Source organism: Mogibacterium diversum, assembly GCF_002998925.1.
Lineage (GTDB): Bacteria > Bacillota > Clostridia > Peptostreptococcales > Anaerovoracaceae > Mogibacterium > Mogibacterium diversum.
In genome coordinates this window covers 752663-766473 of sequence record NZ_CP027228.1, presented here as the reverse complement: position 1 = coordinate 766473, position 13811 = coordinate 752663, and the positions used below count along the sequence as shown (strand labels likewise).

General features: G+C 40.7%; 14 protein-coding genes. All 14 read left to right on the top strand.

The window, feature by feature from the left end; all coding sequences use genetic code 11:
* The first annotated feature begins 3 nt into the window (after positions 1-3).
* The 14 genes from C5Q96_RS03625 (at position 4) to C5Q96_RS08615 (ending at position 13801) form a co-directional block, all read left to right on the top strand.
* Positions 4-1521, top strand: a complete 1518-nt coding sequence (locus tag C5Q96_RS03625) for an NAD(P)H-hydrate dehydratase (protein WP_106057053.1) — start codon at positions 4-6, stop codon at positions 1519-1521.
* A 168-nt stretch (positions 1522-1689) separates the two neighbouring features.
* The gene (rpsU, locus tag C5Q96_RS03620; protein WP_094234409.1) at positions 1690-1869 is read left to right on the top strand and encodes a 30S ribosomal protein S21; all 180 of its coding nucleotides are present in this window, start codon (positions 1690-1692) and stop codon (positions 1867-1869) included.
* Between the two features lie 19 nt (positions 1870-1888).
* Complete coding sequence (locus tag C5Q96_RS03615; protein WP_106057052.1) at positions 1889-2341, top strand: GatB/YqeY domain-containing protein; 453 nt, start codon at positions 1889-1891, stop codon at positions 2339-2341.
* Between the two features lie 144 nt (positions 2342-2485).
* Positions 2486-3484 (top strand): PhoH family protein, encoded by a 999-nt coding sequence (locus tag C5Q96_RS03610; RefSeq protein ID WP_106057051.1) that lies wholly within the window; start codon positions 2486-2488, stop codon positions 3482-3484.
* Complete coding sequence (gene ybeY / locus C5Q96_RS03605) at positions 3481-4011, top strand: rRNA maturation RNase YbeY (protein ID WP_106057050.1); 531 nt, start codon at positions 3481-3483, stop codon at positions 4009-4011. The genes C5Q96_RS03610 and ybeY overlap by 4 nt, the downstream gene beginning before the upstream one ends.
* 95 nt (positions 4012-4106) lie before the next feature.
* Entirely contained in the window at positions 4107-5006 is a 900-nt protein-coding gene (gene era / locus C5Q96_RS03600; RefSeq protein ID WP_106057049.1) for a GTPase Era, read from the top strand.
* 2 nt (positions 5007-5008) lie between these two features.
* On the top strand, positions 5009-5779 hold the full coding sequence (gene recO, locus C5Q96_RS03595; RefSeq protein ID WP_106057048.1) for a DNA repair protein RecO: 771 nt from the start codon (positions 5009-5011) through the stop codon (positions 5777-5779).
* Positions 5780-5811: 32 nt separating this feature from the next.
* Complete coding sequence (locus C5Q96_RS03590) at positions 5812-6573, top strand: DUF4342 domain-containing protein (protein ID WP_106057047.1); 762 nt, start codon at positions 5812-5814, stop codon at positions 6571-6573.
* 60 nt (positions 6574-6633) lie between these two features.
* Positions 6634-8064: a glycine--tRNA ligase gene (locus tag C5Q96_RS03585; RefSeq protein ID WP_106057046.1), complete on the top strand. Its 1431-nt coding sequence runs from the start codon at positions 6634-6636 to the stop codon at positions 8062-8064.
* Between the two features lie 15 nt (positions 8065-8079).
* Entirely contained in the window at positions 8080-10704 is a 2625-nt protein-coding gene (gene ppdK, locus C5Q96_RS03580; RefSeq protein WP_106057045.1) for a pyruvate, phosphate dikinase, read from the top strand.
* A gap of 27 nt (positions 10705-10731) precedes the next feature.
* A complete protein-coding gene (locus tag C5Q96_RS03575) occupies positions 10732-11658 on the top strand; it encodes a YitT family protein (RefSeq protein ID WP_106057044.1) in 927 nt (308 codons plus the stop codon).
* Positions 11659-12471: 813 nt separating this feature from the next.
* The gene (locus tag C5Q96_RS03570; RefSeq protein WP_245905603.1) at positions 12472-12795 is read left to right on the top strand and encodes a peptidase associated/transthyretin-like domain-containing protein; all 324 of its coding nucleotides are present in this window, start codon (positions 12472-12474) and stop codon (positions 12793-12795) included.
* 6 nt (positions 12796-12801) lie between these two features.
* On the top strand, positions 12802-13380 hold the full coding sequence (locus C5Q96_RS03565) for a hypothetical protein (RefSeq protein WP_106057042.1): 579 nt from the start codon (positions 12802-12804) through the stop codon (positions 13378-13380).
* Positions 13381-13528: 148 nt separating this feature from the next.
* A complete protein-coding gene (locus tag C5Q96_RS08615; RefSeq protein WP_158696674.1) occupies positions 13529-13801 on the top strand; it encodes a hypothetical protein in 273 nt (90 codons plus the stop codon).
* The last annotated feature ends 10 nt before the right edge of the window (positions 13802-13811 follow it).

Here is a 13811-nt window from a genome sequence, read left to right as displayed (position 1 = left end):
TTTATGTATGCATTGACGGCGAAGGCTATGCGTTACATGGATGAATATACGATTGGCAAGGGTATACCGAGCGCAGTTCTTATGGAGAATGCTGCTGGGGGACTTGTTAATGAGATTATTTCTCGCTTTTCTGATAAAGACACCGAAGTGCTCATAGTTGTTGGTCATGGCAACAATGGTGCAGATGGTCTCTGTGCAGCTAGATGGTTAATTCATCTGGGTTATGTTGTTAATGTCTACTTCGTTGGAGATAGAAGTAAGGTTTCGCGTGCGTTCACTGACCAACTAAGAATTTTAACATCTATGAGCAAATCCTTTAGGATGTACGGGTTGGGCTCAAGAGATGATCTTAAGATTCTACAGCAACGTTACGATGTAATTATAGATGGTATTTTTGGAATTGGGCTAAATAGGAGATTTGGCTCTAACTTTGCTAAGTTTATCGAGTATTTAAATACGAAGTCAGGCTTCAAGGTTGCTATCGATATTCCATCAGGGTTAAACGCCACTACAGGTGGTATCATGGATGCTGTGTTTAAGGCTGATCTCACAGTGACATTCGGAAACTACAAGACAGGGATGTTCTTTGGCGATGGAAGAGCCGTGTCTGGTGAAGTTAAATTAATAGATATTGGAATAATCAAATCCGGTTATTCTACAATCGAGGATAAGCTTTTTATATGCGATAAGAAGTTTTTAGATGATACAAGGCATCTTGCTCTAGTTCCACGTGAAGAACGCTCTCATAAAGGAACCTTCGGTTCGGTTGGAATTGTGGTTGGACCTAATGCGATGATGGGAGCTAGCATGCTGGCGGCCAAAGCGGCCTACAGATGCGGATGTGGCCTGGTTAAGATATTCTGTCCTAATAAGTACGTTGGATATTTCAATGTTGCGATCCCTGAGGCTGTAGTCGTGCCGTATAAGAACGATGATATCAGTGGTGCGATGACTGAGTTTGCAAGCTCTGTTGATGTTGTGCTTGTAGGACCTGGACTCAAGGAAGATTCTACAGGAAGGATACTTGTAAAGCAGCTATTAGCAATGGAAATCAAACTTGTTATAGATGCAGGTGCACTTAATATTATCGCACGAAATCTCAAACCTTTCCGCAAGAGAAGAGCAAGCTGTGTCATAACTCCGCACGTTGGCGAGATGGCAAGGCTGTGCGATGAGGACATAAAGGTCGTTGATAAGAACAGAGTTGGATTTATTAAAAAGTTCTCACAGCACTATAATGTGAGTATGGTGTTGAAGTCTGATGTGTCGCTGATATCGCTTTTGAACGGTAATGACCAGAGGTTGTTCCTTAATACGCTTGGCAATTCGGGCCTTGCAACTGCAGGTTCCGGAGACGTGCTTGCAGGTACAATCGCTTCGCTTGTAGCGCAGGGCAATAGTCTTAATAACAGCTTACTATACGGAGTTATGATTCATGGCAATGCTGCGGATAAGCTCGACACTGGTGAAGATGCTAGAAGAAAGATGATGGCTAGCGATATAGTGGAGAATCTTTTTTAAGAATCAATAGTTAATTTGAATAATTACGGAAGTCGCTTGCATAAGATTAAGTCTGAAGTGGCTTCTGTTTTTTATTTCTTGTACTAAGCGAGTGAAAATGTTATAATCAATCCGTTATGACGAAGCTTGTCCATAACACTCTGAAATGGCAGGAGGTGAATCAGTAATATGGCACAGGTTACCGTTAGAGAAAACGAGAGCTTGGAGAGCGCGCTCAAGAGATTTAAGAGATCTTGTGCACGTGATGGAGTAATGTCCGAACTTAGAAAGAGAGAGCATTACGAGAAGCCAAGCGTAAAGCGTAAGAAGAAGTCTGAAGCTGCCAGAAAGAAGGCAAGAAAGTTTTAAGTCTTAGGAGGTGAAGAGCGTGAGTTTGAAAGAACAGTTGATGGCTGATTATAAGACAGCTATGAAGGAGCACGACGTCACCACCAAGGAGACCGTCAACCTCGTTAGAGCCGCTATTAAGCAGCACGAAGTAGATCAGAAGGTCGCACTTGAGGATGACGCCGATATCGTTCCAATCATCAAGAAGCAGCTCAAGATGCGTAGAGATGCGCTAGCTGATTTCGAGAAGGCTGGAAGGACAGACTTGTTAGATGGTTATAAAAAAGAGATTGAGGTTCTCGAGAGATATCTTCCCGAGGAGATGTCTGAAGAGGAAATCCTTGATGCTATCAAAAAGATTGCTGACGAGACAGGAATCGAACGCAGCATGAAGAGCATGGGCGTTATGATGAAGACTGCTATGGCTAAGCTACACGGTAAGGCTGATGGCTCACTCGTGTCTAAAATGGTTAAGGAATACCTCAGCAAATAACTATCAATATGTAACTAACAGGGCATACGCCCTGTTTTTTCTTTTTATCTCATTGAAATTACAAATGCTTGTTAAGTATCATTTCGTTGTAATAAGTAGTTAAAAAAGCTATAATAATAGTTAATATTTACAAAGGAAGAGTGCATGGATAATAGTAAAGATATAGTTAGATTTGAGATTCCAGAGGATATTAATAGAGAACAGCTTTTTGGCACACTTGATGCTAATATCAAGCAGGTCGAAAAGGCTACGGGCACGTCAATCGTAATGCGAGATGACGGGCTTTTTATTAAAGGAACGGAGAACCTGAAAGCTGCAAATATAATTAATAGAATGGTTGAGAATCTACGAGTTGAGCCAGAAATCGATGCGCGCAGGGTTAACTACCTGATCGATCTTGAACAGAAAGGCGAGAGTTTTGATGCTAGAGAGCAGGTAAATGATGTAATCTGCTACACGCATAAGGGGAAGCCGCTTAGGCCGAAGACCAAGGGACAGAAACGATACATCGACACCATTCGAAGGAATGATATGGTTTTTGGCATCGGTCCAGCGGGAACAGGAAAAACGTATTTAGCATGTGCTCTTGCTGCTAATGCCCTTAAGAATAAAGAAGTAGAGAGAATAATATTGGCTAGACCAGCTGTAGAGGCGGGCGAAAGCCTCGGTTTCTTGCCAGGAGACCTTCAGGATAAGGTTGACCCATATCTTAGACCTCTATACGATGCTATATTTGAGATAGTTGGGCAAGAGACTGCTGCTAGGCTCAAGGAAAGTGGGGTTATCGAGGTTGTACCTCTAGCTTATATGAGAGGTCGTACACTCGATAATTCATTTATCATACTCGATGAAGCGCAGAACACTACGCGTGAACAGATGAAGATGTTTTTAACTCGTATGGGCTTCAATTCAAAAGTCGTTGTAACAGGTGACATCACTCAGATAGATTTACCGAAGGGCGCGGGGTCCGGTCTTGTTGAGGCAAAGCGTGTTCTATCTGGTGTGGAAGGTGTCGAATTCAGCTACTTGACTGAGGTGGACGTAGTTAGGCACGAGCTTGTTAAGCGGATTATAAAGGCTTATAGTGATTATGAAGACTCGAATAATTCCGGAACGAATGTCAGACGTGGTGGGAGTAAATGATGATTTTAGATATCAACTACAGTGATGCTATATATGGTGATGCTGATATAGATGAACGCATCGATAAAGATTTGATTCATGAGGCCGCAGTCTACCTAATATCCTCAGAGCTGCTCGGTGAGATGAGTGAAGAAGCGCTTGATAGAGCGTCGGAGTTGCCAATATACATTGGCGTGTCCCTTGTTTCAGAGGATGAAATAAAGGACATTAATAGAGATTTTCGTGGCATAGACAAGGTCACTGACGTGTTGTCATTTCCGCAGTTCGAAAGCACTGATGAAATTCTTGCGGAAATAGAAGGTGATGAGGCACTCGTAGATATTCCGCTAGGTGATGTGGTTATTTGCCTTGACCAAGCAGAACGTCAATCGAAGGAGTATGGAACGTCCATTAGACGCGAAGTTACATACCTCTTCGTGCACAGTATACTTCATCTGCTAGGATATGATCACATGGAGGAAGAAGATAAGTCATTGATGCGGGCACATGAAGAAAAAATCATGACGGCACTAGACATCTTAAGATAGGTGATTCTTTAATTAAGTTACTAAGCGGTAAGTTTCTGTGTTCTCAAAAACATAAGAGAACTGGAATTATTGCTATCAAAATGAATGGAGAACTAATGAAATCAGGTTTTATTGGAATAATCGGAAGACCTAACGCGGGGAAATCTACACTTCTTAATAATGTACTAGGTGAGAAAATTGCCATCACCTCGGACAAGCCACAGACGACGAGAAATAGAATTACGGGTATTTACACGGATCTCGAGTACGATGAGGGAAGTGGTATACAGATGATTTTTCTGGACACACCTGGGATACATAAGCCTAAAAATAAACTGGGGGCAGCGATAAACGAGACTGCGATTAACACTATGGGTGGGGTGGATGTGGTCTTGCTTATTGTAGATGGGACAAAGAAGTTCGGAAGGGGAGACCAGTATATTTTAGACATGCTAGCTCAGTCAGATAGCAAGAAAGTGCTTGCAATCAACAAGATGGATTTAATTAGTCCCGAGGAATATCTTGAACTTTATAATAGATATGATGAAAGTGGAATGTTCGATGGGATTTTCGGAATCTCAGCACTTCAGGACACTAACGTAGACAAACTCATGAAATGCCTAACGAAATATATGGCCGAAGGACCTATGTATTATCCTGAAGATATGGCGACTGATCATCCTGAAAGGTTCATAGTAAGCGAGATAATTAGAGAAAAACTACTGCAATATCTAGATCAAGAAGTACCACATGGAATCTTCGTTGAAATTGAGTCATATGAAGAGAAACCACACATCACGGAAATCGGTGCAGTCATATGCTGCGAGCGCACATCGCACAAGAGCATTATTATCGGTAAGGGTGGACGCAAACTCAAAGGGATTGGAAAGAGCGCAAGGGAAGAAATTGAATTGCTGCTTGGAACCAAGGTGTTTCTGTCGCTTTGGGTAAAGGTTAAAGAACGGTGGCGTGATTCTGACAGGGTTATTAGAAATCTTGGATATAGGGATGAGTAATAATGCTTATTAATACAGAAGGAATAGTGCTTCGTCAGAGCAAGATTGCCAATAACAGACGGATTATTACGCTTTTCACAAGGCGATACGGTAAAATAACTGCGGGGACAAGTATTAACGAGCGTGCTAAAGGAAGGGCGGCGCTTGCTATAAGACCTTTTACATATGCGGAATATGACATATTTAAAGGGCGAAACTATTTCAATATCAATAATGCGGATGTAAAGAAAAGCTATTACTCAATCGGCGAAGATATAGATAGATATATGGTTGCTTCAAAGCTTCTTGAGTATATAGATAAAACAACTGAAGAGGAACAGCTTAGGCCTAGACTTTTTGATTTATCAATTGAGTTCATGGAGTCAATCACCAATGCTAAGGGGAGTTACGTGACACTCCTTTATGCGTTTGTTGTAAAGTCGCTATCGCTTAACGGAGTGATGCCAGAAATAAAGCAATGTGTGAGCTGTGGTAAGTCGCTTTCTGATATCAGAAAAGAGGGAAATGGTAAGGTAAAGTACTTTTCTGTGACTGGTGGTGGCATTCTGTGTGAGGATTGCTACACAAGGCTTGATGCGCAAGATGTTTCGTTGATTTTCAAACCCGATTTTGATATAGTTGAAGTGTTAGATTACTTTGCAAAGAAGCCACTCTCGAGTTTTGAAAAAGTAGCTCTCAAGCCCGCAGTATCAAACGGATTGCAGAGAATTTTATCTGAATACTTGAAGTATTATCTTGATGTTGATATTTTCGATAATGACATTAGCTTATAGAGTTAGTTGCAAAGTTTAAAAAGGAGGATGCTATGGAAATCACATTAGAAAAGATTGAATTAGTGAAAGACAGGACAGGGGTTAGCTATAGAGAAGCAAAGAGTGCTCTTGAAGAAGCTAATGGAAGCGTGGTCGATGCTATTATTCTCATTGAGGAGAATATGGGGACCGAGGATTCAGCTGATGAAAATCTGTACGGCAATGAACTTTTCGCTCGTCTTAAGAAGACTGCTGAAAAGGGGAATATGTCACGAATCATCATCAAGAAAGGCGATGAAGTGCTCGTTAATCTACCGCTTACAGTTGGTATTTTAGGTGTTGTTATCGCCCCTTGGGGAATGATACTAGGTCTAGTCGCTGCGGCAGGATTTAACTGCAATGTCGAGTTTGTAAATGACAAGGGAGAAGTTACAGATGTTAACGGCAAAGTTAAAGCTCAGTATAGCCGTGCAAAGAGCGCTGGCACCGAGACTGTAGATAAGATTAAAGATAGCGAGCTGTATAACGATATTAGAATCAAGGGACAGGATAAGTTTGAAGATTTAAAGGATAAGGGTCTCGATAAGTTTGATCAGGTTAAGAGCAATGTCAATCTCTCTGATTTAAAGCGCAAGGGCAGTGAGATTCTTAAGAAACGCAGCAAAGACGACGAATTTGATTTTTCTGAAAATGATATAGCTGATGATGTTGATGGATACTATGATTTGGATATTGAGAATCTAGGACCTGATCAGCCAGGAAACGTATTTGTTGACAATGAGGAAACTCATAAAGAAGATACAGAAGAAAAATAAAAGCTTGCGCTAAGCTGCGCGAATAGTTAGAAATTTTTTAGATAGGACAGGTATAGACAGATGGCAATTGATAAGAGTGTAGTTCAGCCAGATAGAGTTGTAACTATGGATAAGATTACTGCTCTGGCGAAGAACAGAGGTTATATTTTCCCCGGATCAGAGATTTATGGTGGCTTAGCCAATACATGGGATTATGGACCTCTTGGAGTTACATTCAAGAACAACGTTAAGAAGGCTTGGTGGAGCAAGTTCGTCCAGCAGTCAAAATATAATGTTGGCATTGATGCTGCTATCCTCATGAATCCAGAGACCTGGGTAGCATCTGGTCATGTGGGTGGCTTCTCAGACCCACTTATCGATTGTAAGAGCTGTAAAGCAAGGTTTAGAGCGGATAAGATTATTGAAGACTACCTTGTTGAAAAGGAGGGCAAGCAGATTTCGTGTGACGGCTGGAGTAATGAGGAGATGGAAAAATATATCTCTGAGAACAATATTCCGTGCCCAGAGTGTGGTAAGTCTGACTTCACAGGAATTCGCAAGTTTAACTTAATGTTTAAGACTTTTCAGGGTGTAACAGAAGATTCTAAATCAGAAATCTTTCTAAGGCCTGAGACGGCACAGGGCATATTCGTTAATTTTAAGAATGTCCAGAGAACTTCGCGCAAAAAGATACCGTTTGGTATAGCGCAGATAGGCAAGTCGTTCCGTAACGAAATTACGCCTGGAAACTTCACTTTCAGGACTAGGGAGTTTGAGCAGATGGAGCTAGAGTTCTTCTGCAAACCAGGAACTGATCTAGAATGGTTTGAGTATTGGAAACAATATTCAATTGATTTTCTCAAAAATCTTGGCATGAACATGGAAAATATCCGTGTTAGAGATCATGAAAAAGAAGAACTATCGCACTATAGCAATGCAACTTCAGACCTAGAATATTTATTCCCGTTCGGGTGGGGAGAGCTATGGGGAATAGCGGATAGAACAGATTTCGACCTCACTAGACATCAGGAGCACTCAGGACAGGATATGAGTTATCTTGACCCTGAAACAAACGAGAGATATGTTCCATATTGTATAGAGCCATCTCTTGGAGCAGACAGAGTAGCACTCGCATTCCTAATCGATGCATACGATGAGGAAACTGTGGTTGATGGAAAGGGCAAAGAAGATACTAGAGTTGTTCTTAGACTTCACCCTGCACTTGCTCCTTACACAGTTGCAGTTCTGCCACTATCTAAGAAACTAGAAGATGTAGCTTTGCCTATTTACGAGGAACTTAGTAAGCATTTTAACGTTGAATACGATGCTGCTGGTTCAATAGGCAAGAGATATAGAAGAGAAGATGAGATTGGAACACCTTTCTCAATCTGTGTGGATTTCGACACAGAAACCGATAAATCAGTCACTATACGCGACAGAGATACGATGGAGCAGATTCGTCTACCTCTGTCTGACGTTAGGGAGTATATAGAAAACAAATTGCAGTTTTAACTAAGGAGAAATGCCATGGAAAAATTTGTTTATTCTTTCAATGAAGGCTCTAAGGATATGAGGAGTCTTTTAGGTGGTAAGGGTGCAAACCTTGCTGAAATGACTAAGATTGGTCTGCCAGTACCATTTGGATTTACTATTTCAACGGATGCTTGTAAAGACTATCTCGACAAAGGTGGAGTATTATCCGAAGAGATTGTTAAGGAAGTATATGACCATCTTTCAGAACTTGAACACGTAATGGGAAAAACTTTTGGAGATGTTGAGAATCCTCTTCTCGTATCGGTTAGATCTGGAGCTCCTGTATCGATGCCTGGTATGATGGATACTATCCTCAATCTTGGTCTTAATGACGAGTCTGTAAAAGGGCTTGCTGCAAAGACTGGAAACGAAAGATTTGCTTATGACAGCTATAGAAGATTTATCCAGATGTTCGGAGATGTAGTTCTTGAGATATCAAAAGCTAAGTTTGATTTTATCTTCGACGGTAAGAAAGAAGCAGTTGGAGCTGAGTTTGACGTTGATCTATCTCCAGAAGATCTTAAGTCTATTATCGAAGACTATAAAGCACTCGTTAAAGAGGAGCTAGGAAGAGATTTTCCACAGGATCCTAAAGACCAGCTGATGGAAGCTATCCAGGCTGTATTCCGTTCGTGGAATAACGACAGAGCTATTTTATACAGACAGCTAAACAACATTTCCGCATCTCTTGGAACTGCGGTTAATGTACAGTCTATGGTATTCGGAAATACTGGCGAGACGTCAGGAACTGGTGTTGCATTTACAAGAAGCCCTGTAAACGGAGAGAACAAGATCTTTGGTGAGTTCCTTGTAAACGCTCAGGGTGAAGATGTTGTTGCCGGAATTAGAACACCTCAGCCAATCGCAGAGATGGAGCAGGCTTTCCCTGAAGTATATGCGAAGTTTGAGTCTGTAGCTGAGATTCTGGAGAAGCATTACAAAGATATGCAGGACATGGAGTTTACCGTTGAGGATAACAAACTATTCATGCTCCAGACTAGAAATGGTAAGAGAACTGCTACTGCAGCTGTTAAGATTGCAGTGGACATGGTTGAAGAAGGGTTAATTGATAAGGAAACTGCTATACTTCGTATAGAACCAGATCAGATTAACCAGCTACTTCACCCTACATTTGATAGTGCAGAGCTAGCAACTGCAACTGCTGTTGCTAAGGGGCTTCCAGCTTCACCAGGAGCTGCTTGTGGTGAAATCGTATTCAGTGCTGACGACGCTGCAGAGGCTGCTGCATTAGGTAAGAAAGTCGTACTTGTAAGAGAGGAAACTTCGCCAGAAGACCTGGCAGGTATGGTTGCTGCTCAGGGTATCCTTACTGCAAGAGGTGGTATGACTTCTCATGCGGCTGTAGTTGCTCGTGGAATGGGTAAGTGCTGCGTTGCTGGTTGCAGTGAGGTTACAGTACATGAGTCTGCGAAGAAAATGGTTGTAAACGGTAAAGAGTACCATGAAGGAGATGTAATTTCTATCAATGGTACTGACGGAAGTGTTTATGATGTAGCAATTAAGACTGTATCACCTGAGCTATCGGGTGACTTCGGAACTATTATGAAGTGGGCTGATGATGTTAGAAATCTCGGAGTTAGAGCTAATGCTGATAACCCAAGAGACGCTAGACAGGCGCTAGAGTTTGGAGCTGAAGGAATCGGTCTTTGCAGAACTGAGCACATGTTCTTTGAGGATGAGAGAATCCCTAAGATTAGAAGAATGATACTTGCTGATTCTGAGTCTGAGAGAAGAGAAGCGCTAGCAGGTCTACTTCCATACCAGAAAGGTGACTTCAAAGGTCTATATGAGGTAATGGGCGAGAGACCAGTTACTATCAGACTTCTAGATCCACCTCTACATGAATTCCTTCCTAAGACTGAGGCTGATGTTAATCAGCTTTCAGAACAGTTTGGAATTTCTAAGGAAGCTATAGAGAAGAAGACTGTCGAGCTTCATGAGTTCAACCCTATGCTCGGCCACAGAGGTTGTCGTCTTGCTATTACTTATCCTGAAATAGCTGAGATGCAGACAGAAGCTATTCTAACTGCTGCACTTGAAGTAGCTAAGGAGAAGGGTTATAAGATTAAGCCTGAAATCATGGTTCCTCTAGTAGGAAATGTTAAGGAACTGCGTTTCGTTAAGAATACAATTGATGAGACAGCTAAGAAGTGCTTTGAAAAGGCAGGAATGGAACTTGAGTACATGGTAGGTACTATGATCGAGATTCCAAGAGCGGCTCTAACTGCAGATGAAATTGCTGAAGAAGCAGAATTCTTCTCATTCGGAACTAACGACCTAACTCAGATGGGATTTGGATTCTCTCGTGATGATACGGGTAACATCATTAAAGAATATATCAATGATGGCATACTTGAGAGAGATCCATTCCAGTCCCTAGATCAGAAGGGTATTGGAAAGCTAGTTAAGATGGCTTGTGAAGGCGGAAAAGAAACCAGACCAAACATCAAGTTAGGTGTTTGCGGAGAGCACGGTGGAGATCCTGATACTATTGAGTTTATGTACAAGACTGGACTTCAATACGTATCTTGCTCACCATTCAGAGTACCAATCGCAAGACTTGCTGCTGCACAGGCAACAATCAAGAATCGTAAATAGTATCTATCGGTGAAGCATCCGCTATGGATGCTTCACCATAAATTTTTTGAAATGAACTGGTTTAATAAATTTGAAGATAAATGGAATGGATTATCAAGTACAATACTGATAATCCTAGGAAACTTAATCTATGCGTTCAGCATAAACCTTCTAATTACTCCGATGCATCTTTATAACGGTGGCTTTCTCGGAATTTCCCAGATTGTAAGACATTTAATTGTCGCTAATACTGGCGTTAGAACGATATATGGGCTTGATTTTACGGGTATTATCTACTTCCTGATAAATATTCCTTTATTTTTGTATGCGTACTCTTCAGCTGGATTTAAATTTGCGACTAAGACACTGATTTCAATAGGCATATCGTCGGTTTGTCTTACACTTGTTCCGGTACCGAAGATTCCTTATATTGATGACTACCTAACTGCATGCGTGGTAGCAGGTGTTATCGGAGGAATAGGAACCGGAATGATTTTAAGGGGTGGAAGTTCCACTGGTGGCCCAGACATCATTGCAGTGTGCATGGCAAAAAAGAATCCAAACGTTAGTGTAGGGATGCTTAATAATGTTGTGAATTTTGCTGTATATGGTTGCTGTTTATTGCTATTTAATGTAAAGATAGCAGTTTATTCCTTCATTTACTCTGCTATCAAAGCGATGTTTATCGATAGGATGCACACCCAAAATATCAAGACAGAGGTGCTGATTATTACTAAGAAAGAAGGCATTGAAAAAATTCTTACTGAAGAATTAAACAGAGGTGTTACTAGCTGGAAGGGAACAGGCGCATATACAGGAGATGAGGTAAATATAATTCTAACGCTTGTCTCAAAATATGAAATTGAACATCTTAAGGGAATCGTTCACGATATTGATCCTCATGCATTTCTAATGATGTCAGAAGGAGAAAATATTGTGGGGAATTTTAAGAGACACATAGGGGTCGGCGAATAGCAAAAGGCTGCGAGCATTGGAAGCAGATTTCTTTTACTCGGCGGATTATACAAAGTCTGCGTAACTTGATGTGATAAAACAATACTCGACTTTGTTAATCCGCATTCTCGTAAACGTTTAACACTTCCAAAACCTCGCAGCCTTTTGTATTCGCCTTCAGCTTCTTAACTGTGATGACTGACCAAAAGGTAGCCTGCGAGCATTGGAAGCAGATTTCTTTTACTCGGCGGATTATGCAAAGTCTGCGTAACTTGACGTGATAAGACAATACTCGACTTTGTTAATCCGCATTCTCGTAAACGTTTAACACTTCCAAAACCTCGCAGCCTTTTGTATTCGTCTCCAGCTCCTGAACTGTGATGATTGATCAAAAGGAAGCCTGCGAGCATTGGAAGCAGATTGCTTTTACTCGGCGGATTATGTAAAGTCTGCGTAACTTGATGTGATAAAACAATACTCGACTTTGTTAATCCGCATTCTCGTAAACGTTTAACACTTCCAAAACCTCGCAGCCTTTTGTATTCGCCTCCAGCTCCTGAACTGTGATGATTGATCAAAAGGAAGCCTGCGAGCATTGGCAAATAGTTTCGCTTACTTGCCGAATTATACGAATACTGCGGAACTTGACATTGTAAGAAATTTTTTTAAACTTAATTTAGTGAGAATAAAAAAAGTGAGAAGTAATCTATGAGTTTTTTAATCAAACACCCATGGATAGTAATAGTTGCGATGTCCGTGTTGTTTTATATAAGTGTGGGTATATTGCATTATAAGAACACTAAACGGCGGAAAGCATTTAATACTATTAAGAGCATGAAACGCGATAAGGAGCTGCCTAAGGTATACCTTAGAATCGATAACGGTTATGGTCAATTCTATGATATGTCATTTTCGGCTGATGGAGAGAACTGGTCATCTGGAGTATTATTTTCAGACGAGTTTCTAACACCGTCTATCTTGATGCCTCCAGGAGAGTACAAGATAAGATTCTCAATTAAAGCTCGCCCTGGGATATCGGCATATTACAAGAAAAAAGGACCTTTTTACACGGAGGTCTTAGTAAAACCGTTTACTGACACGATGATCGTGTTTGATAATGATACATTAACTAGTTGGCAAGAAGATTTAAAGGAGTAAAGTTACATGAGTGATCTAAGAATCAATTTTATAGACAACTGGGAGAAGAAGGACGTAGACTTAGAAGAGCTAAAGCGCGCTCTTGAGGATGGAAACTCATCTGTTTACAATGATGCAAGTATTAAGAAAGTGTCTGCTAAGTGGAAGAAGTTCAAGGAGAGAGGGGTATCTAATCTATACCTTCTAAAGGAACTAGATGATGATGGTGTTGCGTGTGCAATGTATGCATATTCGATTACTGATGGATTTATCGATGATGAGACTCTAGAGAAACTAAGAGAAATATGTGCTCAGAATCTATCCTCGGGTGAGATGAGAGCTGATGGCTCATTCTCGAAGCCAAATGAGTGGTGGGACACAAATCCTGGACGTTCTATCAAAGCTGTTGAATCGGGTTCTGCGGATAGCTTGCATCAGTATCTGGGTGCTGAACTATATCCAAAGGGAATCGTGCTAAGCTCTAGAAGCATTAAGTCAAAGAATGCTGATGAACTAGCTTGTTCAGCTATCGCATGGGGCGTAAGTACATCGATATTTAAGAAGGGTGCTTACATGAGCGTTCTAATTCATAATGATGCGCTATAAATATTGATTTTAGGGTTTATTAGTTTTAAGTAAATAAGGTAGATGTGGTCAACATCTACCTTTTACTTGGTTTTATAAATTTACAGTTCTGTTATATACATAGGATTCTTGATTGAAAGTCTATGTGAGTATTTGATACATGTAATAAATGAATACAGTTAGACCGGAAATAGTGACAATAAAAAGCAGTGCTAACCAAATTAGAAGAATGATTTTAGGTCTATCATCAGGGTTTCTCCAACGTGGTTTTTCCTTCAATGTAAATACCCTTAGTAATATTAAAAATGCACTTCCTAATGAAATTGATGCCGTTCCTAATACGATGAATGTTATTAAACAGATAACAGTTAAAAATAAAATACCACAAAAGAAAAACAAAACTATAATACTCATTAATTCCCTCCACACATCTTATGAATAGATGATTAATA

Bases quoted from the DNA above. Each gene is read 5' to 3' on its own strand.
- C5Q96_RS03585 (WP_106057046.1), top strand. From the start codon at position 6,634: ATGGCAATTGATAAGAGTGTAGTTCAGCCAGATAGAGTTGTAACTATG.
- C5Q96_RS08615 (WP_158696674.1), top strand. From the start codon at position 13,529: ATGAATACAGTTAGACCGGAAATAGTGACAATAAAAAGCAGTGCTAAC.
- C5Q96_RS03625 (WP_106057053.1), top strand. From the start codon at position 4: ATGTATGCATTGACGGCGAAGGCTATGCGTTACATGGATGAATATACG.
- C5Q96_RS03565 (WP_106057042.1), top strand. From the start codon at position 12,802: ATGAGTGATCTAAGAATCAATTTTATAGACAACTGGGAGAAGAAGGAC.
- rpsU (WP_094234409.1), top strand. From the start codon at position 1,690: ATGGCACAGGTTACCGTTAGAGAAAACGAGAGCTTGGAGAGCGCGCTC.
- C5Q96_RS03590 (WP_106057047.1), top strand. From the start codon at position 5,812: ATGGAAATCACATTAGAAAAGATTGAATTAGTGAAAGACAGGACAGGG.
- ybeY (WP_106057050.1), top strand. From the start codon at position 3,481: ATGATGATTTTAGATATCAACTACAGTGATGCTATATATGGTGATGCT.
- C5Q96_RS03570 (WP_245905603.1), top strand. From the start codon at position 12,472: ATGAAACGCGATAAGGAGCTGCCTAAGGTATACCTTAGAATCGATAAC.
- ppdK (WP_106057045.1), top strand. From the start codon at position 8,080: ATGGAAAAATTTGTTTATTCTTTCAATGAAGGCTCTAAGGATATGAGG.
- C5Q96_RS03610 (WP_106057051.1), top strand. From the start codon at position 2,486: ATGGATAATAGTAAAGATATAGTTAGATTTGAGATTCCAGAGGATATT.
- era (WP_106057049.1), top strand. From the start codon at position 4,107: ATGAAATCAGGTTTTATTGGAATAATCGGAAGACCTAACGCGGGGAAA.
- recO (WP_106057048.1), top strand. From the start codon at position 5,009: ATGCTTATTAATACAGAAGGAATAGTGCTTCGTCAGAGCAAGATTGCC.
- C5Q96_RS03575 (WP_106057044.1), top strand. From the start codon at position 10,732: ATGCTTCACCATAAATTTTTTGAAATGAACTGGTTTAATAAATTTGAA.